Genomic DNA, 24,025 nt, shown 5'->3' with positions numbered 1-24,025 from the left:
AGGAAAAGACTGTTTCCCGTTTCCCACTATTCTCCGTCCCCACAGGCTTAGCAAGCCTGTTCAGAGGCGATTGAACCCGGTTATCCACAGGCTCGGCCAGGCTGCTCAGGGGTCGTTGGCTCCAGCTATCCACAGGCTTTCCGGCGGCCGCCGGTAAGCGCCTTCACGGCCGCAGGAATGTTTTCTCCATTGGGCTATTCACAGCCGCTTTTGTTCTGTAGTCTTCAGGACATTGTTGGTCCGGGACGCCAAGCGCAACTTCCTGCCAGGACGTTTCCGGCCATACTCTGCGTCCGGACTTTGGGAGTACCGGGACGCGGGCCGGCGAGGATGCCGGCGCCTGCTGAAAGCTTCGAAGGAGGGAAACTGTAGTGTCAAGCGTGCCTGGGGATGCGGGGACCGAACAGACCACCACGGTGATCATTGGCACGGGCCTGTCCGGGCTGGCCGTGGCCGCCGAACTGAGCCGCCACGGGGTGGACTCCATCGTGGTGGACGGGCTGGACATCCTTGGCGCCAACCAACCCGCCAACACCTCCTCACTCCAGCGCTGCGATGCGGCAGACAGCGATACCCTCCGGGAACGGAACGAGATCCTCCGCCATCTCCGCAACTACGCAGCAAGCCATCGTGTCGATGTCCGGAACACCACCCGCGCCGTGCAGCTGACCATGCTGGAAGGCCCGGGACATGAATCGACCCCGCAGTGGCACGTGCACACCCCCACAGGCGTCCTGGTGGCCGACCACATTGTGCTGACCCGGTGCGCCCACAGCCAACTGCGGCGCATGCTCAATGACTTCGGCATTACGGTTGGCCGCAATGTGGCCGCGGCTATGCGGGCCATCGGCATCTACCTGGTGGGCGTGGGCGAACTGATTACGCCCTCGCCCAAGGAAGTACTGCGCCAGGCCAAGACCGTGGGCCAGGCAATCTCCGCCAAGGTCAACAAGGGCACCGCCCAACTACCAGGCGGTACCTTCCCGGCAACGGGGAGCCTTGCGGTGCTGAGCTGCTGACGCTCCACCCCCTTCCCGCCGTCAGGCCCGGGCCTTCCGGCCCTGCTTGCGGCAGCTACTCCCCGCTTTTCCCTCCCGCGTCCCCGTCGCCGTTCAGCCGGCGCCGGGCCAGCACCCCAAGGGCCACCAGCAGCCCCACCGCGACGAGGGCAAAGATCACAATGCTCCATTGGAAGGGCTCCCCCGTCTTAGCCGGCCTGGATGGCTCTTCCGTTACTCCGGGCTGTGCCGTGCCCATGCTCGGTACCGTACCCGCCGCCGTCGAACTTTTCGCCGGGGAAGTTGCGGAGGGGGCAGCACCAGCTGCGCCGGCGGCCACGGTGAAGGTGAAGGTGCCTTCGATGGGGTGGGAGTCCGAGCCGACCACGCGCCACGCAACGGTGTATGCACCCGACGGGCCGCCCTGCCGAAGTTTCTGGGTCGCCACGTTGTCGACAATCCGGACGGAGCCGTCAGCCCATTCCGTGCCGCCCGAATCCTTGATTGAGAAGGACGATCCGATGCCCAGCGGCGTGTTGCTGAAGGTCACGGAAACCTCCTCCGGCGGCGCGGCGAGCGAAGCGCCCTGGGCGGGACTGGTGGACTCTGCAGCATCATGGGCTGAAGCCGGGCCTGCCAGCCCCAGCGCTGCGGCGGCAAAAACAAAGGATCCGAGCACGAGGCCCAGCAACTGGCGGCGGATTTGGCGCATGTTTGGGCTGCTCCTTGTGTTGGCTTCCTTACAGACTAGGCGAATTTGGCGCCCCGCCCCGGGCCGCACCATTAGGATGCAGGTATTCCCACACACTCCCCCGGAGGACTAATGCTTAAGCAAGGCTCTGCCCTGGACCGGTATTTCAGGGTCACCGAGCGCGGTTCAAACCTTTCCCGCGAGGTCCGCGGCGGGTTCGCCACGTTCTTCGCAATGAGCTACATCGTGGTTCTGAACCCCCTGATCCTGTCCGGGCCGGACTCCAACGGCACAACGCTCGGCTTCACCGCGGTTGCCGCCGTGACGGCTCTCGTGGCCGGCGTCCTGACCATCCTCATGGGGGCGTGGGGGCGGCACCCCTTCGCGCTGGCCACCGGCCTGGGCGTCAACGCTTTCGTCGCGGTCACCGTGGCCACCAACCCCGGCCTGACGTGGCCGGACATGATGGGCCTGGTGGTCCTCTCCGGCCTCACCATGCTGATCCTGGTCCTCACCGGTTTCCGGACCGCGGTCTTCAAAGCCGTACCGGAGGGACTCAAGACCGCCATCGTCGTGGGCATCGGGCTTTTCATCGCCTTGATTGGCCTGGTTAACGCCGGCTTCGTGCGGCGCATCCCGGACGTTGCAGGCACCACCGTTCCGGTCGGCCTGGGCTTCGAAGGCAAGCTTCTGGGCTGGCCCACCGCCGTGTTCGTGTTCGGCCTGATCCTGACCATCGCCCTGGTGGTGCGCAAGATCAAGGGCGCCATCCTGATCGGCATCATCACCTCCACGGTGCTGGCCGTCATCCTTGAGACCACCCTGCACATCGGGCCCAGCTTCGACGGCAAGAACTTCAACCCGCAGGGCTGGTCCCTGGTGGCGCCCGCATTCTCCGGCTGGGCCGCACCTGATCTCTCCCTGATCGGCAAGGCGAACCCCTTCGGTGCCTTCGGGCACCTTGGTTTCGTGGCCGCCACGCTGCTGGCCTTCGTCATCCTCCTCAGCATTTTCTTCGACGCCATGGGCACCATGGTGGGCCTGGCCAACGAAGCCGGCACGGTGGACGAGCATGGCAACATCCCCGACGTCGACCGTGTGCTCCAGGTGGACGCACTCGGCGCCATCATCGGCGGCGGCGCCTCAGTATCTTCCAACCAGATCTACGTTGAAGCCGGCGCCGGCATTGGAGAGGGTGCCCGGACGGGCATCGCTTCGATCGTGACCGGCCTGCTGTTCCTCGTGGCCATGTTCTTCACCCCGCTGATCAACCTGGTGCCGTTCGAGGCAGTGGCTCCGGCCCTGGTGGTAGTGGGCTTCATGATGGTGTCCCAGGTGGGCAAGATCGACTGGCAGGACTGGGGCATCGCCATCCCGGCGTTCCTGACCTTCGCCCTGATGCCGTTCACCTACTCGATCGCCAACGGCCTGGGCGCCGGCTTCATCAGCTACGTCCTCATCCGCACCGTTCAGGGCCGCGCCAAGGACATCCACCCCCTCATGTGGGCCGTGGCGGCAGCCTTCCTGCTGTTCTTCTCCATCGGAACCATCGAGGCCGCACTGGGCATGAAGTAACCCTTGCCTGCAGAAGGGGCTGGTGCGGCGGATGCCGTACCAGCCCCTTTGTGTATGACCGGGTTTCTGCAGGCGCGCCTACACCGGGGTGTTCGGGGCCAGCCCCTCGTCCCCGGATACTGCCAGGGCTTTGCGCTGCCGCAGCCGGTCGAGCCGGTTCATCAGCGGTGATGTGGTGGCACCGTGGATCACGATGGACAGCGCAATGACCAACCCAATGAAGGACCAGAGCCAGCGTGCCTGGTCCGTGAAGTGGCCCTCCGCCAGCGCAAACGCAACGTAGTACACGGAACCGATTCCGCGGATGCCGAAGAAAGACAGTGCCACGCGTTCCCGCGGGCCGGTCTTGCCGCCCAGCAGGCCCAGCCAGCCTGCCAGCGGCCGAACCACCAGCAGGAAAGCCAAGGCCACCAGCACTTCCGCAGGGCCGACGCCGGCAAGCAGCCCCCGGGCAATGGCTCCGCCGAGCAGGACCAGGATCACCACCGTCAGAAGCCGTTCCAGCTGCTCAACGTAGGAGTGCAGCACCCGGTGGTAGCCGTGGGTGCGTTCTGCAGCACGGATGGTCACGGCGCAGACAAACACTGCGATGAACCCGTAACCCTCCACCATGTCCGTCAGCCCGTAGGCCAGGAACGTCGCCGCCAGTGCCACGAACCCTTCCGAGTGGTTTGACAGCCGCAGGCTTTCGGCGCGGGCTGAAAAGAACAGCTTGGCCAGCAGCTTGCCGGTGAGGAAGCCGCCGAGAAGCCCGATGGCCAGCCGCCACAGCACGTCCAATCCAAACCATTCACCGAACCACGCGGACGGGCTGGCCCCGGCGACGCTGATGGCAATGGCAAGGTACACGAACGGGAACGCCAGGCCGTCGTTGAGCCCGGCTTCCGAAGTAAGGCCGAACCGGACCTCATCCTCCTTGTCCGCGTGCTCGTCCTGGTCTGCGGGCTCGCCCACCTGTACCTCCGAAGCGAGCACGGGGTCGGTGGGCGCGAGGCTGGCGGCCACCAACAGCGCCGCGCCCAGCCCCAGGCCCAGGAACCACATGCCCAGCAGGGTGAGTCCCACGATGCACAGCGGCATGGCGATGCCCAGGAGCCGCCAGGTGGTGGCCCAGCGCTTGCGTCCCACCGGCCGGTCCAGGGCAAGCCCGGCACCCATCAGCGAGATGATCACGCAAACTTCGGCAAGGTGCATCACGAAGTCGCTGTGTTCCACCGGGTTCGGGTCCGGCAGCGAGGGGATCAGGGCGAAGGCACCCATTCCTGCGCCAAGGAAGACCATCGGCATGGACAGCGGCATATTGCGCAGCAGCTTGGGTAGTACCGCGGCGATGAAAACGGCCAGGCCGGCCGCAGCAAAAAGGATGTCGGGGGGTTCAAACATGGGCTCTCCAGCCTGGAATTGTTGGGTTGACGGCCGGCAGGGATTGCATGCTGCCGCGGACCCGCTGGGTCTCACCCTATTCCCTGTACCCATCGGGGGCGGTTTCCCGCCAATGCCTGGCCACCGGCAGGGTTCTTGGATCCCGGACAGGACGACGGCGGTATTGCTGGTTTTCGCCGCCGGCATGCGGTGAGCTTGGAGAATGTCGTTCCAGCTCTCCGCACTAGATGTCCCGCCCCAGCCTTGGACAGGAAGGTACGACGGCGACGGTCCCGGCCACCGCCGCTGGTGGCAGGCTGTGAATTCCGGCAGTGCGTCGTGGCAGGGAGCGGCCGGGGCTCCGGACAAGGGGTTGCCTCAGCCTGCCAGCCGGAAGCCTGCCGCCTTGCTGGGTTTCGCCAGCGATGAGGGCGTACGGCGCAACAAGGGCCGTACCGGGGCCTCCGCGGCCCCGGCTGCCCTGCGGAAAGCCCTTGGCCCGCTGGCCTTCCACCTGGACCGCGCGGTGGCTGACGTTGGTGACGTGGTGGTGTCAGGGGAAGGCCTGGAAGCCGGCCAGGAACGGCTTGGCCGGGCGGTGGCGGCCCTGCTCGACGCCGGGCACCAGACTGTCGTGCTGGGCGGTGGCCACGAAACTGCCTACGCCAGCTACCTCGGCGTCGCCGCATCGTCCGCCGTCCAAGGTGGGCAGCGCCTCGGCGTCCTGAACCTTGACGCCCACTTCGACCTCCGGGACGAGCCCATTCCCAGTTCAGGGACCCCGTTCCTCCAGATGGCCCGCGCGGAAGCGGACGCCGGCCGCGGATTCCGTTACGCCGTCGTTGGTATCTCGGAACCGAACAATACGCAGGTCCTGTTCGACACCGCCGACAAGCTGGGCGTCCGGTACCTGCTGGACGAGGAGTGCGACGCGGACCGGGTGCGGGACTTTGTCGACGGCTTCCTGGCAGACATTGACGTCCTGTACCTGACCATCGACCTGGACGTGCTGCCTGCCGCCGTCGCGCCCGGGGTGAGCGCACCTGCGGCCTACGGCGTGCCGCTGCCGGTCATATCGGCGGCGTGCCGGCAGGTGGCGCAAAGCGGGAAGCTGCTGCACCTGGATGTAGCGGAACTCAATCCTGCGTTCGACATCGACGGCCGCACCGCCCGCACCGCGGCACGGTTGGTGGACACCCTCCTGCGCTGACGGCCTGTCGGGCTTGGCAGCCTCTTCCCGTTGGCCCGGTCAGGCCTTGAGCACGTACCGGCGCTCCGGACGGCCCACGCCGTACTTGAGCCGCACGTCCAGCGTTCCTTCGTCATGCAGGTACTCCAGGTAGCGGCGCGCGCTGACCCGGGAGGTTCCGAGTTCCTCGGCCACTTCCGCCGCAGACACGTCGCCGGTGGCAGCGTTCAGCGCGGCCTCCACCAGCCTGAGCGTCTCGATGCTGCAGCCCTTGGGGAGTGGACGTTCAGCGCGGTCCAGGCCGAACACCCGGTTGACATCAGACTGTTCCGCAACGTCCTTGGACGCATCCAGGCTTTGGTAGGCGTTGCGGTAGTGCTCCAGCCGTTCCTGCAGGTCCGACTGCGAAAACGGCTTGATCAGGTAGTGGACAATGCCGCCGCGCAGGGCCTTCCGCACGGTTTCCACTTCCCGGGCGGCGCTGATCACCAGCACGTCCAGCTCGGGAGCCACGTCGCGCAGGCGCTGCATCAGGTCCAGGCCATTGATGTCCGGGAGGTGGATGTCCAGCAGCACCAGGTCGGGCTGGAGCCGTCCGGTTTCCGCGATGGCCTGGGCGCCGGTATGCGCCGCGCCCACCACGGTGAAGCCCGGCGTGCGCTGGATAAAGCCGGCATGCACCTTGGCCACCATGAAGTCGTCGTCGACGATCAGGACCTTGATCATGGCTGGTTGGTTCCTCGTTTCAGCACAGCGGTAAAGACAGCCCCATTATCGTTGGCCACGGTCAGGTTCCCGCCAGTCCGGCGGCAGACCACCCGGGACAGCGCCAGGCCAAAGCCGCGGCTGCCGGCGGGGCCCGGTTCCTTGGTGGTGAAGCCCTGGCGGAAAATACGGTCGGTGGAGCCACCCGGAACGCCGGGACCGTTGTCCCGCACCGTCACCACCACGTCTTCACCGGCCCTGCCATCCACCAACACCCTCACGGCTGCGTGCGGGAGGCCCGTGACGGCGTCGAACGCGTTGTCCACGAGGTTCCCCACCACTGTGGTGAGGTCCCGGGACAGCGCGTCATCGACCCTGTCCAGCACTGAGTCCGGGTCCAACTGCAGGGCTGCGCCGCGTTCGGCGGCAAGGCTGGACTTGGCGATCAGCAGGGCCGCGAGCGCCGGGTCCTTGATCCGGCCGGTCACCTCATCGTTGAGTCGGGTCCGGTCCACGGTGGCACCGTTGACGAACTGGACCACGGAATCGTACTCACCGATCTGGATCAGGCCTGAGATCACGTGCAGCTGGTTGGCGAACTCGTGGGCTTGGGCGCGGAGGGTGTCCGTGGCGGTGCGGGTGGTTCCCAGTTCCTGTTCCAGCTCGGAAAGTTCCGTGCGGTCGCGCAAAGTGGTGACGGAGCCGATCACGCGGCCCCGGGATTCGAACGGCAGCCGGTTCATCACCACCAGCCGGTCCCCCACCAGCAGCAGCTGGTCCGGGCCGGGCTGCTCGCGGGTGAGGACTTCCTTCAGGGCAGGTTCGACGGCGAGTCCCGCCACGCGCTTGCCCACACAGTCGGGCGGGAGGCCCAGCAGGGCACGGGCGCTGTGGTTGGCCACCGTGATCCGGTCGTGCAGGTCCAGCGCAACCACGCCTTCCTTGAGGCCGTGCAGCATGGCCTCGCGGTTTTCCACCAGGCTGGTGATTTCGCTCGGCTCCATGCCCAGGGTCTGCCGCTTCACCCGGCGCGACAGCAGCAGGGACCCGGCCACGCCCAGGACACTCGCAACACCCAGGTATGTCAGGAGGTTGGGGACGGCCTCGCCCAGCCGCTCAAGCATGGTGGGATAGCTGCGGCTGATGGAGGCGATCCCGATCATGTGCCCGGTGTCATCCAGGACCGGGACGTGCGCGGACAGCAGCGGGGCCGGCGTCCCGCCCACCACTCCGGTCCAGGCCCTGCCTTCCATCACCCTGCTGGCACCGAGCTCCAGCGGCTCGCCCAGCAGGCTGGGATCCGAGGACGCCACCACGGTCCGGTCGATTCGCGCCAGGGCCACCCTTGAGGAGCCCGACACGATGCGCACCGATTCCGCCACTGCCGGCAGCACGGCGCCGCCGCGCGGTTCCGTCTCGGGGAGGAGTTCACGCACCACCGGGTTTCCGCCCAGGGCTTCTGCAGCGGACAGGGCCCGCCTGCCTTCAGTGCGCTCGAAGGCGGCAGCGGACTGGGCCAGCGAGATGGCCACCACGCCCACCAGGACCGCGAGGACGATGAGCAACTGCAGCAGCAGGTATTGCCCCGCGAGGGACATTCCTCGTCGTCGAGTCACAATGGTCTTCCTGGTGGTGCGGCAGGGCGGGTTCTCCGGCACGGCGGGCTGGCGGGCGAAGTGCGCGCAGCAGCATGGGCGCAGGGCCGGGTGGTACCGGGAACTATATCCCAAAGCCGCGCTCCCGAAGCTCGGGCGGGGCGCCGTGGGGTTTTGGAAACGTGAACGCAATGAACACAACTTTCTCTGCGTACACAAGAGTGATCGGCGTCACGGCCGCCCCTAGCATCGGAACCGCAAGGCATCGGAAACACAAGTCAACTGATGCTGATCAGATTTGTTTTGAGAGAAGAGGAACACATGCGCCAGATCCGCGCATTGCGAATTGCCGCCGTTGCTGCCGGCATCGCCCTGATGGCAACCGGCTGCGGTGCCACCGGCAAGAGCTCCACCGGTTCGGAAAGCACCGGCGCCGCCGCCGGACCCATCACTGGCCTGCAGATCATGGTCCCCAACTCCCCGGGCGGCGGCTACGACACCACGGCCCGCGCCGCTGCGAAGGTCCTGGACGACGCGAAGATCTCCACCAACACCGAGGTCTTCAACCTGGCCGGTGCCGGCGGGACGGTGGGCCTGGCCCGGATCGTCAATGAGAAGGGCAACGGCGACCTGGCCATGCTCATGGGCCTGGGCGTCGTGGGTGCCAGCTACACCAACAAGTCCGAGTCCAAGCTGACCTCAACCACCCCGCTGGCCCGCCTCATCGAGGAACCGGGTGCCATCATGGTTGGCAAGGATTCGCCCTACAAGACCATTGACGACCTGGTGAAGGCCTGGAAGGCCGATCCCGGTTCCATCGCCGTGGGCGGCGGTTCCTCCCCCGGCGGCCCGGACCACCTGCTGCCCATGCAGCTGGCCGGTGCCGTGGGCATCGATGCCACCAAGGTCAACTATGTGGCCTACGACGGCGGCGGCGACCTCCTGCCCGCGATCCTGGGCAACAAGCTGGGCTTCGCCGCCTCCGGCGCCGGCGAGTACCTGAAGCAGATCGAATCCGGCGAAGTCCGCGTCCTGGCCACCAGCGGCGAGAAGCGGCTGGACGGAGTGGACGCACCCACGCTGAAGGAATCCAACATCGACCTGGTGTTCACCAACTGGCGCGGCGTCGTGGCCCCTCCGGGCATCAGCGACAAGGACAAGGAAGCACTGATCGCCGCCCTGGAGAAGATGCACGGCACCGACGGCTGGAAGGAAGCGCTGAAGACCCACAGCTGGACCGACGCCTTCATCACCGGTGACCAGTTCAAGACCTTCCTCACCGAGCAGGACAAGCGGGTGGCGGACGTCCTCACCAAGCTTGGGTTGGCGTGACCTCCCTGACCACAGGTCTCAAAGGCCGCTCCGAGCTGGGAGTCGCACTCCTGCTCGGGGCGGCCGGCGTCCTGGTCTTCCTGGACGCCAACGGCCTGGCAACCCCGTATTCGAAGTCTGACCCGGTAGGACCCAAGACCGTCCCGTTCATCGTGGCAGGCATGCTGGTGGTCTGCGCGGTCCTGCTGGCTATCAACGTCCTGCGCGGCGGCAAAGGCGAGGCCGAGGGCGGCGAAGACGTGGACCTGGACCACCCCGCCGACTGGAAGACCATCCTGCCGCTGGCAGGGGCCTTCGTTGCGAACATCCTGCTCATCGACTGGGCCGGATGGGTAATTTCCGGGACCGTCCTGTTTTGGGGCAGCGTCCTGGCCCTGGGCAGCCGCCGCTACATCCGGGACGGACTGATCTCCGTGGCACTGTCCCTGCTGACCTTCTACGGCTTCTACCTCGGCCTGGGCATTGCGCTGCCGGCCGGCCTCCTGGAAGGAATCCTCTAATGGACGTCTGGTCCTCCCTGATGGACGGCTTTGCCACCGCCCTGACCCCCATGAATTTCCTGTACGCCGTCATCGGCGTCATCCTGGGCACCGCCGTCGGTGTCCTCCCCGGCCTCGGCCCGGCCATGACCGTCGCCCTGCTGCTTCCGGTCACCTACGCCCTGGAACCCACCAGCGCCTTCATCATGTTCGCCGGCATCTACTACGGCGGCATGTACGGCGGCTCCACCACCTCCATCCTGCTCAACACCCCCGGTGAATCGTCCTCCGTGGTCACCGCCATTGAAGGCAACAAGATGGCCAAAGCAGGGCGGGCGGCACAGGCGCTTGCGACGGCGGCCATCGGCTCGTTCGTTGCCGGCACCATCGGCACCGCGCTGCTGGCCGTCTGCGCACCAATTGTGGTGAAGTTCGCCGTTAGCCTGGGCGCCCCCAGCTACTTCGCCATCATGGTCCTGGCCCTGCTGGCCGTCACCGCCGTGCTCGGTTCGTCGCGGCTGCGCGGCTTCGCCTCCCTGGGTCTTGGCCTGGCCATCGGCCTGGTGGGCATGGACTCGGTCACCGGACAGCGCCGCCTGACGTTCGGCCAGCCGCTCCTGGCGGACGGCCTGGACATCGTGGTGGTGGCCGTGGCCATCTTCGCCGTGGGCGAGGCCCTCTGGGTGGCGGCGCACCTGCGCCGGACCCCGATGCACATTATTCCGGTGGGCCAGCCGTGGATGGGCAAGAAGGACTGGCAGCGGTCATGGAAACCGTGGCTGCGCGGCACGGTCTTCGGGTTCCCTTTCGGCGCGCTGCCCGCCGGCGGCGCCGAGATTCCCACCTTCTTGTCCTACGTCACCGAAAAGCGCCTGACCAAGCACCCGGAGGAATTCGGGAAGGGCGCCATCGAGGGCGTGGCCGGTCCGGAAGCTGCCAACAACGCCGCAGCAGCCGGTACGCTGACCCCCATGCTGGCACTGGGCCTGCCTACCAACGCAACGGCCGCCGTCATGCTTGCAGCTTTCACCAGCTACGGCATCCAGCCCGGCCCGCAGCTGTTCGAAAGCGAAGGGCCCCTGGTGTGGGCGCTGATCGCCAGCCTGTTCATCGGCAACCTGCTGCTGCTCCTGATCAACCTGCCGCTTGCCCCGCTCTGGGCCAAGTTGCTGCAGCTCCCGCGGCCGTACCTGTATGCAGGCATCCTGTTCTTCGCCACGCTGGGCGCCTACTCGGTGAACCTGCAGGCGTTCGACCTGGTGCTCCTGCTGGTGCTGGGCGCGCTCGGGTTCATGATGCGGCGCTTCGGGCTGCCCGTGCTGCCGCTGATCCTCGGCGTGATCCTGGGCCCGCGGATCGAAGGCCAGCTCCGCAAGACCCTTCAGCTGAGCGCGGGCGATCCGGCAGGGCTCTTCAGTGAGCCGATCGCCGTCGTCATCTACGTCATCATCGCCCTCATCCTGCTGTGGCCCTTTGCGTACAAGCTGATCCGGCGCAGCCGGGCGGAGCGCAAGCCCCTGGTTCCGGCCAATTCCGGCGCCGCGGACTACAGTGACTGAACAGCCGCCCAACCACCAGCAGAAAAGGAGACGAGCATGACCGTCGTTGTGGGATACGTCCCCACCCCTGAAGGCGAAGCTGCCTTGACCCAGGCCATCACCGAAGCCCGAAAGAACAACACCACCCTGGTGCTGATCAACTCCTCGAAGGGCGAGGCAGCGGTGGACAGCCGTTTCGCGCCCGAAGGCGAGATCCAGGACATTGAGCAGCGGTTGGCCAGCCAGGGCATCCAGTACCTGGTCAAGCGGCCCGTTCGGGGCCACGACGCCGCGGCCGAGGTGCTGGACGCCGCCGAAGAACACAAAGCCGAACTGATCGTGATTGGCCTGCGCCGCCGCACCCCCGTGGGCAAGCTGATCATGGGCAGCACGTCCCAGCGCATCCTGCTGGAGGCGGACTGCCCGGTCCTGGCCGTCAAGGCCGGGTGAGTCAGGCCAGTTGGGCTTTAGTGGCCGCCGGCGTCCGGAACAACTCCTGGCGCTGGCGGCCCAGGCCCTCCACCTCTACTTCCACCACGTCGCCCGGCTGGAGGTAGGGGAAACGGCCGCTGAGGGCCACGCCCTGCGGAGTTCCGGTGAGGATCACGTCGCCCGGTTCCAACCGCATGTACTGGCTGCAGTGGTGAACCAGTGTGGCGGCGTCAAAGATGAGTTCAGCCGAGGTGGAATCCTGCCGCGGGTCGCCATTCACCCAGCTGCGCAGCCGCAGGTTTCCGCCGTCGATCTCATCTGCCGGAACCAGCCACGGCCCCAGGGGCGTTGACCCGGGAAGCGACTTGCCCTTGGTCCACTGCCCGGCGGCCCCGGGCAACTGGTACTCACGCTCGGAGTAATCGTTGGCCGTGACGTAACCGGCAATGCAGCCTGCCGCTTCGTCAGTGGAGTGGAGGTAGCTGGCTTCCCTCCCGATAACGATGCCCAGTTCCACTTCCCAGTCGTACTGGGTGGAGCGCGGGGGCATCGGGGCGGGGTCGCAGGGGCCGGTGACGGTATTGCTTGGCTTGAGGAACACGACGGGTATGGTGGGCGGCTCTGCCCCGGATTCCGCGGCGTGGGCGGCGTAGTTCATTCCGATTCCCACCACGGAGCCCGGCCGGGCCACCGGTGAACCGATGCGGAGCACAGCGGCGTCTTTGATCTCCGGCAGCTCCCCCGACTCCAGCGCCTTCCGGGCCTTGTCCAGGCCGCCGGAACCAAGGAATGCTGCGTCCACATCCCGCGTTACGGGCAGCAGGCTGAAGTACCGGTCGGTTCCGTCCGGAGAGGAAACCAGCACGGCGGGCTGCTCACTGCCGATATCGCCCAAGCGCATGATCTTCATACCGAATTCTCCTCAAGGTCTTGGTGGGACTTCCGGGCCGTGGAGGGCCATCTCCATGGTCCTTGATCGCCCTCCGGCACCGCGAATGAACGGTTTATGACCGGCAGCCAAAGGACGGACATCTGACATCTATCCGGAGCAGCCGGTAGAATGTTGGAGCCATCTTGGCACGAAACACAGAAAGTTCAGTACATGACTACAGCCACTTTGGAGCGCACCCCCGCCGCTGCCGAGACCACCGAAGGGCCTGCTCCGCGGTCCATCAGCCTGGAGTTCTCCAGCGCCAGGGAGGTCCACGCCGGACTCGAAGAAGCCGTCGCCCAGCTGATCGAGGTTGCGGCAAAGGACGCCGCCTGCGGCATCCTTGTTACCAGGCTGCACCCTGGAAGCTACACGGTAGCCCTGGATGAAACGGTACCCTTCGGCGAAACCTACGAGTCCTTCGCCGCCTGATCCAGGCCTGATCACTTACGCGTCGGCGGCCGCCGGCGCCTCCATCCCCGCCGCCTCCATCAAGGGGCGGCGGGAGCAAAAAATCCCCGCACGCCGTCTGGGCAGTGCGGGGATTTTTCGCTGCTGGCGGGACTACCCGCGGCGAACCTGGACGCCGTCGGACTTCAGGAAAAGCTCCTTCTCCGCCGGACCTGACGGGCCGGCGGGAACCAGCCAAAGGACGTTGCCGCTCTGCGATACCTCTTCCACTTCCCCGGCTGCCACCACATGCGCATGCTTGATGATCTCGACGCGGTCCCCGGCCTGGAGTGACTTCCAGTTGGACACAACAGCGGAATGGGCATTGCGCCTCGACAGGACTGCCCCACGTGCTTTCATTTGAACTTCTACCCCTTTGTATCGTTCTGCTGCCACAGCTTCTTTGATGTGACTTTCACTACACCTTCAGTTCTACTACACTCCCGGCGCCACGGCAGGCCATGGCGCCGGAAATTCCGCCTTTCGGACGGGAGTGCGGCAGGGGCTGAAGATCCTTCGGCGTCAGGCGAGGGGTCCGACGGCGGATTCGGCCGCCCGGAGCACGTCCCCTGAGGCCACCAGCCGGTCAGCCGCTTCCAGTTCGGGGGACAGGAACCTGTCGGTCCCCGGTCCCTCCACCACTTCCCGGAGGGCGGCCACGACGGCGGCCCCTGCAGGTCCTGGTGTCAGGACCCCTCCTGACAGCTGGGTCCGGATGTCCAGGGCCCGGGCCGAGGTCACCAGTTCGATGGCCAGGACCCTGCGCAGGTTCTCCACCGCCTTCCGCAGTTTCCGTGCGGCGTGCCATCCCATGGACACGTGGTCCTCCTGCATGGCGGAGCTCGGGATCGAGTCCACGGATGCCGGAACGGCAAGCCGTTTGTTGTCCGAGACCAGGCCGGCCTGGGTGTACTGGGCGATCATGAGCCCGGAGTCCACCCCCGGATCCGCGGCGAGGAAGGCGGGCAGGCCGTGCGAGCGGGCGGGATCCAGCATCCGGTCCGTGCGGCGTTCTGCAATGGAGGACAAGTCTGCAACGGCGATGGCCAGGTAGTCCAGGACGTAGGCCACCGGTGCGCCGTGGAAGTTGCCGTTCGAGCTGACCCGGCCGTCGGGCAGCACCACCGGGTTGTCGATGGCTGCCGCCAGCTCGCGGGTGGCCACCAGCTCCGCGTGGTCCACGGTGTCACGCACAGCGCCGGCCACCTGCGGGGCGCAGCGCAGCGAGTAGGCGTCCTGCACCCGGGAGTCCCCCACCTTATGCGAGGCGACGATCGGCGAAGCCGAAAGCACGCGCAACATGTTGTCCGCGCTGGCCGCCTGGCCGGGATGCGGCCGGAGGGCGGCGTGCAGCTCGGGCAGGAATACCTGGTCGGTGCCCAGCAGCGCCTCGACGCTGAGCGCGGCGGTAATGTCCGCCGTCGTGAGCAACTGCCGGAGGTCCGCGATGGCCATCAAGAGCATGCCCAGCATGCCCTCCGTGCCGTTGACCAATGCCAGCCCCTCCTTTTCGGCGAGGGTGACCGGCTCGATGCCGTGCTCTGCAAGCAGCTCAGCGACAGGCCGCTCTCCCCGCCCGCCGTACGTGACGCCGTCGGGCCCTTCCGCTTCGCCTTCACCCATCAAGACCAGCGCACAGTGCGACAGCGGGGCGAGGTCCCCGGAACAGCCCAGGGACCCGAACTCGCGGACGATGGGAGTGATGCCGGCGTTGAGGACGTCCACCATGGTCTGCAGGACCACCGGGCGGACACCGGTACGGCCGGAAGCGAGAGTCTTGGCGCGCAGGAACATGATGCCGCGGACCACCTCACGTTCCACCGCCGGGCCCATGCCTGCCGCGTGGCTGCGGATCAGGGACTTCTGCAGCTGGGTGCGCAATTCGTTGGGGATGTGCCGGTTGGCCAGGGCGCCGAACCCGGTGGAAATGCCGTAGGCGGGGATGTCACTGGAGGCGAGGTCATCGATATGGGCCCGGACCTTGGCGACGGTCGCCAAGGTTTCGGGCGCGATGGTCACCTTGGCGTCGTGGCGCGCGACGGCGAGCACATCCCCGGGTGTGACGCCCGCCGGGCCAAGGGTCACGGTGAGCGGTTCGTGGGTAGTCAGGGTCATGATTCCTACTTTTTGTGGGCTTATGGGGATCGATTGCTCCGCACCTGTCGTTTTCGGAGTCCATAACGACAGGTACGGAGCAATCGATGGGCTATTTGGTCGCGGAAGGCTCTTGCATGGGGATGCGGACGCCGCGTTCCTTGGCGACGTCGAGGGCTCGCTCATAGCCGGCGTCGGCGTGGCGGATGACGCCCATGCCGGGGTCATTGGTGAGGAGGCGCTCAAGCTTCTGCGCGGCGAGGTCGGTGCCGTCGGCCACGGAGACCTGGCCGGCGTGGATGGAGCGGCCGATGCCTACGCCGCCGCCGTGGTGCAGGGACACCCAGGTGGCGCCGGAGGCGGTGTTGAGCAGGGCGTTCAGCAGCGGCCAGTCGGCGATGGCGTCCGAACCGTCCGCCATGGCCTCGGTCTCGCGGTACGGGGAGGCGACGGAACCCGAATCCAGGTGGTCGCGGCCGATCACGATGGGGGCCTTGACCTTGCCGTCCTTGACCAGCTGGTTGAAGAGCAGGCCGGCCTTGTGCCGTTCGCCATAGCCCAGCCAGCAGATGCGTGCCGGGAGTCCTTCGAACTCCACCCGCTCCTGGGCGGCGTCGATCCAGCGGTGCAGGTGCTTGTTTTCCGGGAAGAGTTCCTTGATAGCGTCGTCGGTGACGCGGATGTCTTCGGGGTCGCCGGAGAGGGCAACCCAGCGGAACGGGCCGAGCCCCTCGCAGAACAGCGGCCTGATGTAGGCCGGGACGAAGCCGGGGAACTCGAAGGCACGGTCGTAGCCGCCTTTGCGGGCTTCGTCGCGGATCGAGTTTCCGTAGTCAAAGACCTCGGCGCCGGCATCCTGGAACTCCACCATGGCCTGGACGTGCTTGGCCATCGATGCCTGGGCCTTCTTGGTGAAGCCTTCCGGATCGGATTCAGCCTCGCGGTGCCATTCCGCAACTGAGATGCCCTCGGGCAGGTAGGACAGGGGGTCATGGGCGGAGGTCTGGTCGGTAACGATGTCCACCGTCAGTTCGCCGGCCTTGTGGCGGCGCAGGATCTCGGGGAAGACCTCGGCAGCGTTGCCAACATAGCCCACGGACCAGCCGCGGCGCTCCTCCTTGGCCTTGAGCACCTTGGTGATGGCGGCGTCGAGGTCTGTTTCCACCTCGTCCAGGTAGCGCTTGCCGGCGCGGCGGCGGAGGCGGGACTCGTCGACGTCGACAATCAGGCAGGCGCCCTCGTTCAGGGTGACGGCGAGCGGCTGGGCCCCGCCCATGCCGCCGCAGCCGCCGGTGAGGGTCAGCGTGCCGGCAAGGGTGCCGTTCTCGTCTCCGGTCAGCTTGCGGGCGATCGCCGCGAAGGTTTCGAAGGTGCCCTGCAGGATGCCCTGGGTGCCAATGTAGATCCAGGAGCCTGCGGTCATTTGGCCGTACATCATCAGGCCCTCTGCCTCGAGGCGGCGGAACTCGGGCCAGGTGGCCCAGTCGCCCACCAGGTTGGAGTTGGCCAGGAGCACGCGGGGGGCCCATTCATTGGTGCGGAAGACGCCGACGGGCTTGCCGGACTGGACCAGGAGGGTTTCGTCCTTTTCCATGGTTTCCAGGGTGCGGGTGATGGCGTCGAAGGCGGCCCACGAGCGAACGGCGCGACCTGTGCCGCCGTAGACCACCAGGTCATCTGGGCGTTCTGCCACTTCGGGATCCAGGTTGTTCATCAGCATGCGCAACGGCGCTTCAGTCTGCCACGACTTTGCGGTGAGCTCGGTGCCGCGGGCTGCTTTGACCGGGCGGGCACCGGTGGTGAAATCGGCGGGTGCCATGGTGGGCTCCTTCGGGTGGTGTCTGTTGGAGGAAAGAAGTTCTGTATCAACTAAAGCCTCTGGAAGAGCACCGTCACAGGGCTTTTGACCCTGCGGTGTCCGGTATTCCAGACGACCCCCGAAGGCTATTTGACGGGGCGTCCGTGGATCCGGGCGGAGAGCTCATCCGCAACCTTCTGGACGTGGGCGGCCAGCACCGCCCACTCCTCCGCGGGCAGCTTGTCCTCCAGGAAGGTCACGGCAACGGCGGCTGTCGGCCAGCCCAGGTGATCGGTGACCGCTGCGGCGATGGAGCCGAAGCCGGGTGTCACTTCGCCGTGCTCGGTGGCATACCCGCGCTGCCGGACGTGGTCCAGGTGCGACGACAAGGCCGAGTACTTCATGATCGCTCCCTCCACCTCATGGCGCGCACTGAAGGCCGCGGCGTTCGGATAGAGCGCACGCACCTGGGATTTGGGCAGCGCGGCCAGGATGGCGCGGCCGCTGGCGGTGAGGTGGCTGGGAAGGCGGACGCCGACGTCGGTCACCAGGGACGGGCGGTTCTTGGCCCGCTCCTCCACGATGTAGAGCACGTCCCGCCCGTGCAGCACGGCAAGGTGCGCGCTTTCGCCAATAGCGTCCACGAGGCTCGCAAGCAGGGGCCGGCCAAGACGCGACAACGGCTCCTGTCGGGAATAGGCAGAACTGAGCTCGAAGGCGCTGATGCCCAACCCGTACCGCTGCTCCTCATGGAGATGGAGGACGAAGCCGTTGGCCTCCATCACCCCAAGCAGGTGGTAGACGCTCGACCGCGGCAGGTCCAGGCTGGACGCGATCTGCGACGCGGCCATGGGACCCCGCCGCGATGCCAGCAACTTGAGGATGCGCAGGGTATTTTCCGCGGCGGGAACTTTTGACGTTGCCTTGGCCGCGGCGCGCGGTGCTGGCGTTTCGGCGCTTCTTGCGTCGTCGCTTAATGCAGTGCTCATGGGGTGGAAGGGTCCTTCTGGGTAGCTGTGTCCGGTATCCCGTACTTAAGCTTGCGCCCTCCCTCGGCCCTTTGAGGCCTGCGCAGCCGGCGTTGCTGTCTGGAATTCCGGACAGTCGCCGCAGGGGTTTGTTCCGGCCTAGCCGCCGGACCTGGGTGCGAGGAGGATCTGTACTGCCTCAACCCGCTTGCCCATGCCCGTCGTGCCTGCCGTTCCGCCGTCGGCGACCCATGGCTGCCAGCCCACATCCTGCACGTGGGCGCGATAGTAGATCCGGTAATGGGTCGCCATCGCCCCGCTCAGCCTGATTTCAAAGGCTTCCAAACGCAGCCCCTGCCCTATGGTGCCGATGGGATTGGCCGAGGACGTCCATGGCTGCCAGCCGATGTCCTGCACATGCCCCCGCCACTGGATGTCGCCGGAGTAGGCCGTGCTGGACACGTTGAGGCGCAACGCCTCCAACCGAAGAGCCTGACCAGTGGTCCCGGCGACGGTCCCGTCCGAGACGTTGGGCATCCAGCCGAGGTTCTGGACGTGGGCGGCGTACACGGCGGTGAATGCCGGCTCGACCTTCGGAACCAGCTCGATCGTCACGGCCTCCATCCGAAGACCTTGGCCGACCGTGCCGGCCGTCGCGCCGTCGAGCGCGTACGGCTGCCATCCGACGTTCTGGACATGGGCGCGATACCTGATGCTGTACTGCGAGGCCAGATTCCCTGTCAGCCGCACTTCGAACGCTTCCAGGCGCAGACCGAGCCCGCTCGTTCCAACCGGGGATGCCGACGTCGTCCATGGCTGCCAGCCGATGTTCTGCACGTGCCCCCGCCACAGGATGTCACCCGACAGGCGGTCTCCTGCCACGGACAAACGCAATGCCTCCAGCGGCAGTGCCCGGCCGGTCGTTCCTGCGGTGGCGCCGTCCGAGACGCTCGCCTGCCAGCCGATCATCGCAACGTGGGCCTGGTAGACCCCGATGCACGTCATGTCGTGATCGTAGGTCCCGTCGGTCCATTGCGCGAGGTGGACTGTGCCACCGGAGAAGCTGGGGTTCACGCAGAGGTCCGATGCTTCACTTGGGAAGTCGAGACGGCCCGCCGGTGACCAGACGGGCTCGTCGGGAAGCTGCCACGAACCTGTGATGGCCTCCCAGGCGCTCGCATAGGAGTAGATCCCGTGCGGGTACCCGGCATCGGCCAGCGCGGCCAGGAGCCCGGAGACGACGTACCGGTTCTCCTGCCGCTGGGCTGCGGTGGAGCTGGGCCAAGGCTGTTGCGGACGGGGCTCGACGTCCACCCAGATCCGCTCCGGCCGCCATCCCACTTCCGCGAGGGACGCGAGAGCCGCGCGGCCCTCGGCGTATCCGACGTTGTACAGCCGGTCCGGCCTGGTGTTTGCAGGCAGGGGGCCATCGTCGCCGTAGGTGTCGTATTGTTCGGGGGTCGGGAATGTACCCATGGCGTAGGCCTGGGCCCGGACACCGTGGTCGCGCACCCACTGGTACTGGCCGTCCAGGCAGGGGTTTTCAGTGAACGCGAGTCCCCTGGTCAGCCCCACGACCACGAACCCGGTGCCCTCCGGAGGCATCGGAAGACCGCCGGGACACTGGGGCCACGAAACGTCATGTCCATAGTCCACTGCCCGGGAGGGTGGAGCGAGCAGCACACTGAGCGCGAGTACCAGTAACACCGCCAGGAACCGGGCCATGGGTGCCCGGGAGCGGCGGCCACGTCGAAGAGCACCAAGGCCGGCCATAATGGCCCCCTACTCGAAGGATGACCAAAATTATCCCACCCGGTCATCCTCGCCGCCAGCCGGGAGTGCAGCACTGGCCCGTGACCCCAGCTTCCAAAACCGGGTTCCCGGAACTCCTTGCGGGGAGGCCCCAAGCGGATCCTGCGGCCAGTCTGGAACCGAAGACACCAACCCAGCGTGAACCTCATCACGGCAGGGCCGAAAATGGTCTGCTGGTTACCGGCTCCCCTCCCAAAGACGAGAAGGTAACTCTGTGCAACCCATCCCAACCCGGACCGACAGTCCTCTGGAAAAGCAAAAGCCGGCAGCCGTCGCCGGACAAACCCTTAACCGTGGCCTGAATGTGCGGCACATCCGCTTCATGGCCCTCGGCTCGGCAATCGGCACCGGCCTCTTCTACGGCTCAGCCTCGGCTATCCAGAAAGCCGGTCCGGCAGTGCTGCTGGCCTACATCATTGGCGGCGCGGCCGTGTCCATGGTGATGCGCGCACTCGGCGAAATGGCGGTGCGGCATCCGGTCTCCGGCTCCTTCAGCCAGTATGCGAGCCGTTACCTGGGCCCCCTTGCCGGCTTCATCACCGGCTGGACGTACGTTTTCGAGATGGCGATCGTCGCCATCGCCGACGTCACCGCTTTCAGCATCTACCTGGGTTTTTGGTTCCCGCAGGTGGACCGCTGGATCTGGATCCTGGCCGTCATCTGCTTCCTGGCGGCACTGAACCTGCTCAGCGTGAAGGTCTTCGGCGAGCTCGAGTTCTGGTTCTCGCTAATCAAGGTCGCTGCAATTATCGCCATGATTGCCGGCGGCGCCGCGATCATCGTTTTCGGCTTCCAGACCGCCGATTCCCCGGTCGCCCCAGGCCTGGGCAACCTGGTTGGGCACGGCGGCCTGTTCCCCAACGGCTTCGAAGGCCTCCTGGCATCCTTCGCTGTGGTGATGTTCGCCTTTGGCGGCGTGGAGACGCTGGGCATCACTGCGGGCGAGGCTGCCGATCCCAAGTCGGTCATCCCGAAGGCGGTCAACACCGTCCCCGTTCGCGTGCTGCTGTTCTACGTACTCACCCTGGGTGTACTCATGAGCCTCTTCCCGTGGGACCAGGTGGGCACCAGCGGCAGTCCGTTCGTTCAAATCTTCAGCAGCCTGGGCGTCCCGGCTGCACCGCACATCCTCAACGCGGTGGTCATCACAGCCGCCCTCTCGGCCATCAACAGCGACATCTTCGGCGCCGGACGCATCCTCTTCGGACTCTCCAACCAGGGCCACGCGCCCGCCGCCTTCGGCAAGGTCTCCCGACACTGCGTCCCCTGGATGACCGTGGTCATGATGGCAGGCATCCTGCTGGTGGGCGTGGTCCTCAACGCCGTCATTCCGGAAGACGTATTCCTGGTGATTGCCTCGATCGCCACCTTCGCCACGGTCTGGGTATGGGTGATGATCCTGGCGTCCCACGTGGCCATGAAGCGGGAAATCGCGCGGAAGGGCCTTCCTGCGTCGGAATTCCCGTCACCGTGGTGGCCTGCCGCTTCCGCGCTCACCATCGCCTTCATGGTGCTGGTGATCGCCGTCCTGGGCGCTTTCGAGGACACCCGGATCGCCCTCTATGTCGGCGCGGCGTGGCTGGGGCTGCTGGTCCTGGCTTACCGCCTGTGGGTCAAGGGTGACGGACGACGCCGGGCCTACCTTGAGGACGAAACGTCGCCGCTGCCGGCGGTCGGCACAGCCGGAACAACGGCTGCCGCCTGGAGTAGGCGGAACCAGGTTTAGGACTGCTGTTGCCCAGCCCGCAGCACCGCTGGGCCTATGCGGCCTTGGGGAACACCCCTGCTCCGGCGAGGCCGGAGCGGGGCGCAGTCTCTACCTTGGCGCAGATCCACCGGCCCAACTCTGTGGCAGCCAGAGGGTCGATCGATGTGGAGAACCCGGCCCGCTCCAGCATCCAGGCCAGATCCTCCGTGGAGATGTTGCCCGCAGCACCGGGGGCAAACGGGCACCCGCCCAGCCCTCCCACCGCACTGTCGAAGACCCTGACGCCCGCTGCCATCGCTGCATAGGTATTCGCGAGGGCAGTGTGGCGGGTCTCGTGCAAGTGGGCCCGCAACTGCACGTCCGTTTCAGATGCCACGGCGGCAAAGACCTCATTGACCTGCCATGGGACGGCGCAGCCGATGGTGTCGGCAAGGGCAACTTCGGCCAGCTCACTCCTTTTCAGGGCGCTGCGGACGACACTGAGGACCTGTTCCTTTGGCACGTCACCCTGGTACGGACAGCCAAAGGCGACGGCAGCAGTCACCGTGAGGGGGATGGAAGCACCAGCGGCAATCGTTGAAACTTCCTCCAGGGCATCGAGGGCGGCGTCCACCGTGGTGTTCTGGTTGGCCGCCGCGAAGGCATTCGTGACGGGCAGGACGTAATTCATCTCGTCCACCCCGGCTTCGAGAGCCCTGCGTGCTCCCCGGGTGTTCAGCACCAGTCCGATGTAGCTGGCACCTGTATCCCGCGGCACGCCCGCCATCACGGCGTCCGCATCGGCCATTTGCGGAACCCTCTTGGGATTCACGAAGCTCACCGCCTCGATCCGTTTCGCACCCAGGGCGATGAGGTCGTTGATGAGACGCAACTTATCGTGCGTACTTACTGGGACCTTCTCATTCTGGAGTCCGTCGCGGGGACTGACGTCCACAATAGACACTGCACCCCCGGGCCTGCCGGTTCCCGCAATTCCGTTCATTAGATCGCACCTTCGTTCTTGGCATCCTGCAGTTCTTCGGCACTGAGCTTGAGCAGGCCAGCGTAGACGTCGCCATTGTGGGAACCTGGCACCAGGGGCCCGTTCCATGCGATGCCGCCGCCGGTGCGGGACAGCTTGGGAACAACGCCCGGCTGGACCACCGCTCCCAGCTGTTCATCAGGCACTTCCAAAAGCATTCCCCGTGCCCGCAGCTGGGGGTCCTCGAAGATATCCTCGATGGTGCTGACGGTGCTGTTGGGAACAGCATGCTGGTCAAGGCGCGCCACCAAGTCCCCGTGGTTGAATCCCGCGGCCCATTCGGCAATCAGTTGTTCCAGCTGGTCCTGGTTGGCACCGCGGGAAGCGTGGTTGCTGTACCGGGGGTCGGAGGCCAGCTCCGGCATGTCCATCGCACCGGCAAGCCGCACGAACACCGAGTCCTGGTTGGCAGCGATGACCACCCATTTCCCGTCACTGGAGCGGAAGATATTCGACGGCGCTATCCCCTTCAGTCCTGAGCCACTGGGTCCGGGGACGATCCCTGCGGCCGCGAAGTCCGGCACGGCACTTTCCAGGAGGGAAAAGCATGCCTCCACGAGGGAAACGTCCACGACTTGCCCTGTCCCTCCCCTGGCGTCCCGCCAATACAAGGCCAGCAGGATGCCCTGCAGCGCATAGAGCGACGCCAAGCTGTCCCCCAACGAGATGCCTGTCCGTGGCGGGGCCTGGTCCGGATATCCATTGAGGTGACGCAGGCCGCCGCGGGCTTCGGCCACGGAAGCGTAGCCCGGCTTGTTCGCGTCGGGCCCGGTCTGGCCGTAGCCGGAGACCCTGGCGATCACCAGGCCGGGGTTGCTCTGCCAGAGCACCTCAGGGGAAAGGCCCAGTTTCTCGAGTGTTCCGGGGCGGAAATTCTCGAGGATGACATCGGCTTCCCTACAGAGTTCCAGGAACAACTCCCGCCCGCGGGGCGACTTGAGGTCCAAGGTCACGCACTTCTTCCCCCTTGACTGGACTGACCACCAGAGCGTGTGGCCCTCGATCCGGGCCCGGCCCCATTCGCGCATGGGATCGGGACGGTCAGGAGACTCAATCTTGATGACCTCAGCACCGAAGTCCGCCATCTGCCGTCCCGCAAAGGGGCCCGCTATGAGTGACCCGAGCTCCAGAACACGCACGCCGGCCAGGGGCCCGCCAACCGCTCCCACGGCAGCACTGGGGTCAGGGACAGCAACCGTCCGGGTTTGAGTGTCAGCGCCGGAGCCTGGGTTCTGACGACCGCGCGTTCCGTCAGGTGCTGCGGTCTGTGAAGTTTCCACCATCTTTGGGACTCCTGTTCTGCCGGCAGACAACACCGGGCCGCCCTGCCCGGCCTGCCGTGGATCG

21 protein-coding genes are annotated in these 24,025 nt (G+C 66.3%); 9 read left to right on the top strand and 12 right to left on the bottom strand.

Annotation, left to right across the window (positions count from 1 at the left end):
- Positions 1–380: 380 nt before the first annotated feature.
- Positions 381–1,019 carry an NAD(P)-binding protein gene (locus LFT44_RS02235; RefSeq protein WP_236802768.1) on the top strand — a complete coding sequence of 213 codons (639 nt, stop codon included), beginning with the start codon at positions 381–383 and terminating at the stop codon, positions 1,017–1,019.
- Between the two features lie 55 nt (positions 1,020–1,074).
- Here the strand turns inward: LFT44_RS02235 and LFT44_RS02230 are convergent, their stop codons facing one another.
- A complete protein-coding gene (locus LFT44_RS02230) occupies positions 1,075–1,710 on the bottom strand; it encodes a copper resistance CopC family protein (RefSeq protein WP_236800854.1) in 636 nt (211 codons plus the stop codon).
- A 111-nt stretch (positions 1,711–1,821) separates the two neighbouring features.
- On the opposite strand from LFT44_RS02230, the gene LFT44_RS02225 reads away from it, so the two are divergent.
- Positions 1,822–3,264, top strand: coding sequence for an NCS2 family permease (locus tag LFT44_RS02225; protein ID WP_236800852.1), 1,443 nt, complete (start codon positions 1,822–1,824; stop codon positions 3,262–3,264).
- Between the two features lie 78 nt (positions 3,265–3,342).
- On the opposite strand, the gene LFT44_RS02220 is transcribed toward LFT44_RS02225, so the two are convergent.
- On the bottom strand, positions 3,343–4,647 hold the full coding sequence (locus tag LFT44_RS02220; RefSeq protein WP_236800851.1) for a cation:proton antiporter: 1,305 nt from the start codon (positions 4,645–4,647) through the stop codon (positions 3,343–3,345).
- 202 nt (positions 4,648–4,849) lie between these two features.
- Between LFT44_RS02220 and hutG the strand changes: the two genes are divergently transcribed.
- A complete protein-coding gene (hutG, locus tag LFT44_RS02215; RefSeq protein WP_236800850.1) occupies positions 4,850–5,836 on the top strand; it encodes a formimidoylglutamase in 987 nt (328 codons plus the stop codon).
- Between the two features lie 39 nt (positions 5,837–5,875).
- Here the strand turns inward: hutG and LFT44_RS02210 are convergent, their stop codons facing one another.
- Both LFT44_RS02210 and LFT44_RS02205 read right to left on the bottom strand, forming a co-directional pair.
- On the bottom strand, positions 5,876–6,541 hold the full coding sequence (locus tag LFT44_RS02210; protein WP_236800849.1) for a response regulator: 666 nt from the start codon (positions 6,539–6,541) through the stop codon (positions 5,876–5,878).
- Complete coding sequence (locus tag LFT44_RS02205) at positions 6,538–8,118, bottom strand: sensor histidine kinase (RefSeq protein ID WP_236802766.1); 1,581 nt, start codon at positions 8,116–8,118, stop codon at positions 6,538–6,540. Before LFT44_RS02205 ends, LFT44_RS02210 begins: the two co-directional genes overlap by 4 nt.
- A gap of 318 nt (positions 8,119–8,436) precedes the next feature.
- Here LFT44_RS02205 and LFT44_RS02200 point away from each other — a divergent pair, with 318 nt between their 5' ends.
- From LFT44_RS02200 to LFT44_RS02185, 4 genes are read left to right on the top strand one after another with little or no spacing between them, the layout of a single operon-like run.
- The gene (locus tag LFT44_RS02200) at positions 8,437–9,447 is read left to right on the top strand and encodes a Bug family tripartite tricarboxylate transporter substrate binding protein (RefSeq protein ID WP_236800848.1); all 1,011 of its coding nucleotides are present in this window, start codon (positions 8,437–8,439) and stop codon (positions 9,445–9,447) included.
- Positions 9,444–9,947 (top strand): tripartite tricarboxylate transporter TctB family protein, encoded by a 504-nt coding sequence (locus LFT44_RS02195; protein ID WP_236800847.1) that lies wholly within the window; start codon positions 9,444–9,446, stop codon positions 9,945–9,947. The genes LFT44_RS02200 and LFT44_RS02195 overlap by 4 nt, the downstream gene beginning before the upstream one ends.
- Positions 9,947–11,485, top strand: a complete 1,539-nt coding sequence (locus LFT44_RS02190; RefSeq protein ID WP_236800846.1) for a tripartite tricarboxylate transporter permease — start codon at positions 9,947–9,949, stop codon at positions 11,483–11,485. The genes LFT44_RS02195 and LFT44_RS02190 overlap by 1 nt, the downstream gene beginning before the upstream one ends.
- A 36-nt stretch (positions 11,486–11,521) precedes the next feature.
- Complete coding sequence (locus LFT44_RS02185) at positions 11,522–11,914, top strand: universal stress protein (protein WP_236800845.1); 393 nt, start codon at positions 11,522–11,524, stop codon at positions 11,912–11,914.
- A gap of 1 nt (position 11,915) precedes the next feature.
- Here LFT44_RS02185 and LFT44_RS02180 read toward each other — a convergent pair whose 3' ends face one another.
- Positions 11,916–12,806, bottom strand: a complete 891-nt coding sequence (locus tag LFT44_RS02180) for a fumarylacetoacetate hydrolase family protein (protein WP_236800843.1) — start codon at positions 12,804–12,806, stop codon at positions 11,916–11,918.
- A 192-nt stretch (positions 12,807–12,998) separates the two neighbouring features.
- On the opposite strand from LFT44_RS02180, the gene LFT44_RS02175 reads away from it, so the two are divergent.
- On the top strand, positions 12,999–13,259 hold the full coding sequence (locus tag LFT44_RS02175) for a hypothetical protein (protein WP_236800842.1): 261 nt from the start codon (positions 12,999–13,001) through the stop codon (positions 13,257–13,259).
- Between the two features lie 132 nt (positions 13,260–13,391).
- Here LFT44_RS02175 and LFT44_RS02170 read toward each other — a convergent pair whose 3' ends face one another.
- The 5 genes from LFT44_RS02170 to LFT44_RS02150 all read right to left on the bottom strand — a co-directional run bounded on the left by LFT44_RS02170 (position 13,392) and on the right by LFT44_RS02150 (position 19,742).
- On the bottom strand, positions 13,392–13,637 hold the full coding sequence (locus LFT44_RS02170; protein ID WP_236800841.1) for a hypothetical protein: 246 nt from the start codon (positions 13,635–13,637) through the stop codon (positions 13,392–13,394).
- A gap of 162 nt (positions 13,638–13,799) precedes the next feature.
- Positions 13,800–15,392 (bottom strand): histidine ammonia-lyase, encoded by a 1,593-nt coding sequence (gene hutH / locus LFT44_RS02165; RefSeq protein WP_236800840.1) that lies wholly within the window; start codon positions 15,390–15,392, stop codon positions 13,800–13,802.
- Positions 15,393–15,483: 91 nt separating this feature from the next.
- A complete protein-coding gene (locus LFT44_RS02160) occupies positions 15,484–17,190 on the bottom strand; it encodes a urocanate hydratase (protein ID WP_236800839.1) in 1,707 nt (568 codons plus the stop codon).
- A gap of 125 nt (positions 17,191–17,315) precedes the next feature.
- Positions 17,316–18,158 carry an IclR family transcriptional regulator gene (locus tag LFT44_RS02155; RefSeq protein ID WP_236800838.1) on the bottom strand — a complete coding sequence of 281 codons (843 nt, stop codon included), beginning with the start codon at positions 18,156–18,158 and terminating at the stop codon, positions 17,316–17,318.
- A 138-nt stretch (positions 18,159–18,296) separates the two neighbouring features.
- Positions 18,297–19,742, bottom strand: coding sequence for a hypothetical protein (locus LFT44_RS02150; RefSeq protein ID WP_236800837.1), 1,446 nt, complete (start codon positions 19,740–19,742; stop codon positions 18,297–18,299).
- Positions 19,743–20,163: 421 nt separating this feature from the next.
- Between LFT44_RS02150 and LFT44_RS02145 the strand changes: the two genes are divergently transcribed.
- Positions 20,164–21,675 (top strand): amino acid permease, encoded by a 1,512-nt coding sequence (locus LFT44_RS02145; protein ID WP_442863759.1) that lies wholly within the window; start codon positions 20,164–20,166, stop codon positions 21,673–21,675.
- A 34-nt stretch (positions 21,676–21,709) separates the two neighbouring features.
- Here LFT44_RS02145 and LFT44_RS02140 read toward each other — a convergent pair whose 3' ends face one another.
- Positions 21,710–22,639: a hydroxymethylglutaryl-CoA lyase gene (locus LFT44_RS02140; RefSeq protein WP_236800835.1), complete on the bottom strand. Its 930-nt coding sequence runs from the start codon at positions 22,637–22,639 to the stop codon at positions 21,710–21,712.
- The gene (locus LFT44_RS02135) at positions 22,639–23,961 is read right to left on the bottom strand and encodes a CaiB/BaiF CoA transferase family protein (protein ID WP_236800833.1); all 1,323 of its coding nucleotides are present in this window, start codon (positions 23,959–23,961) and stop codon (positions 22,639–22,641) included. The genes LFT44_RS02140 and LFT44_RS02135 overlap by 1 nt, the downstream gene beginning before the upstream one ends.
- Positions 23,962–24,025: the final 64 nt, after the last annotated feature.

The organism is Arthrobacter sp. FW306-05-C (assembly GCF_021801725.1).
Taxonomy (GTDB): domain Bacteria; phylum Actinomycetota; class Actinomycetes; order Actinomycetales; family Micrococcaceae; genus Arthrobacter.
This window is presented reverse-complemented; position numbering and strand designations above follow the sequence as displayed.

What these genes read in the sequence shown, in the direction of transcription:
- LFT44_RS02160 (WP_236800839.1), bottom strand. Translation starts at nt 17,190, where the DNA reads ATGGCACCCGCCGATTTCACCACCGGTGCCCGCCCGGTCAAAGCAGCC.
- LFT44_RS02150 (WP_236800837.1), bottom strand. Translation starts at nt 19,742, where the DNA reads ATGCCTCCGGAGGGCACCGGGTTCGTGGTCGTGGGGCTGACCAGGGGA.
- LFT44_RS02135 (WP_236800833.1), bottom strand. Translation starts at nt 23,961, where the DNA reads ATGGTGGAAACTTCACAGACCGCAGCACCTGACGGAACGCGCGGTCGT.
- LFT44_RS02190 (WP_236800846.1), top strand. Translation starts at nt 9,947, where the DNA reads ATGGACGTCTGGTCCTCCCTGATGGACGGCTTTGCCACCGCCCTGACC.
- LFT44_RS02210 (WP_236800849.1), bottom strand. Translation starts at nt 6,541, where the DNA reads ATGATCAAGGTCCTGATCGTCGACGACGACTTCATGGTGGCCAAGGTG.
- LFT44_RS02185 (WP_236800845.1), top strand. Translation starts at nt 11,522, where the DNA reads ATGACCGTCGTTGTGGGATACGTCCCCACCCCTGAAGGCGAAGCTGCC.
- LFT44_RS02220 (WP_236800851.1), bottom strand. Translation starts at nt 4,647, where the DNA reads ATGTTTGAACCCCCCGACATCCTTTTTGCTGCGGCCGGCCTGGCCGTT.
- LFT44_RS02175 (WP_236800842.1), top strand. Translation starts at nt 12,999, where the DNA reads ATGACTACAGCCACTTTGGAGCGCACCCCCGCCGCTGCCGAGACCACC.
- LFT44_RS02155 (WP_236800838.1), bottom strand. Translation starts at nt 18,158, where the DNA reads ATGAGCACTGCATTAAGCGACGACGCAAGAAGCGCCGAAACGCCAGCA.
- LFT44_RS02205 (WP_236802766.1), bottom strand. Translation starts at nt 8,118, where the DNA reads ATGTCCCTCGCGGGGCAATACCTGCTGCTGCAGTTGCTCATCGTCCTC.
- hutG (WP_236800850.1), top strand. Translation starts at nt 4,850, where the DNA reads ATGTCGTTCCAGCTCTCCGCACTAGATGTCCCGCCCCAGCCTTGGACA.
- LFT44_RS02180 (WP_236800843.1), bottom strand. Translation starts at nt 12,806, where the DNA reads ATGAAGATCATGCGCTTGGGCGATATCGGCAGTGAGCAGCCCGCCGTG.
- LFT44_RS02230 (WP_236800854.1), bottom strand. Translation starts at nt 1,710, where the DNA reads ATGCGCCAAATCCGCCGCCAGTTGCTGGGCCTCGTGCTCGGATCCTTT.
- LFT44_RS02140 (WP_236800835.1), bottom strand. Translation starts at nt 22,639, where the DNA reads ATGAACGGAATTGCGGGAACCGGCAGGCCCGGGGGTGCAGTGTCTATT.
- LFT44_RS02170 (WP_236800841.1), bottom strand. Translation starts at nt 13,637, where the DNA reads ATGAAAGCACGTGGGGCAGTCCTGTCGAGGCGCAATGCCCATTCCGCT.
- LFT44_RS02225 (WP_236800852.1), top strand. Translation starts at nt 1,822, where the DNA reads ATGCTTAAGCAAGGCTCTGCCCTGGACCGGTATTTCAGGGTCACCGAG.
- LFT44_RS02200 (WP_236800848.1), top strand. Translation starts at nt 8,437, where the DNA reads ATGCGCCAGATCCGCGCATTGCGAATTGCCGCCGTTGCTGCCGGCATC.
- hutH (WP_236800840.1), bottom strand. Translation starts at nt 15,392, where the DNA reads ATGACCCTGACTACCCACGAACCGCTCACCGTGACCCTTGGCCCGGCG.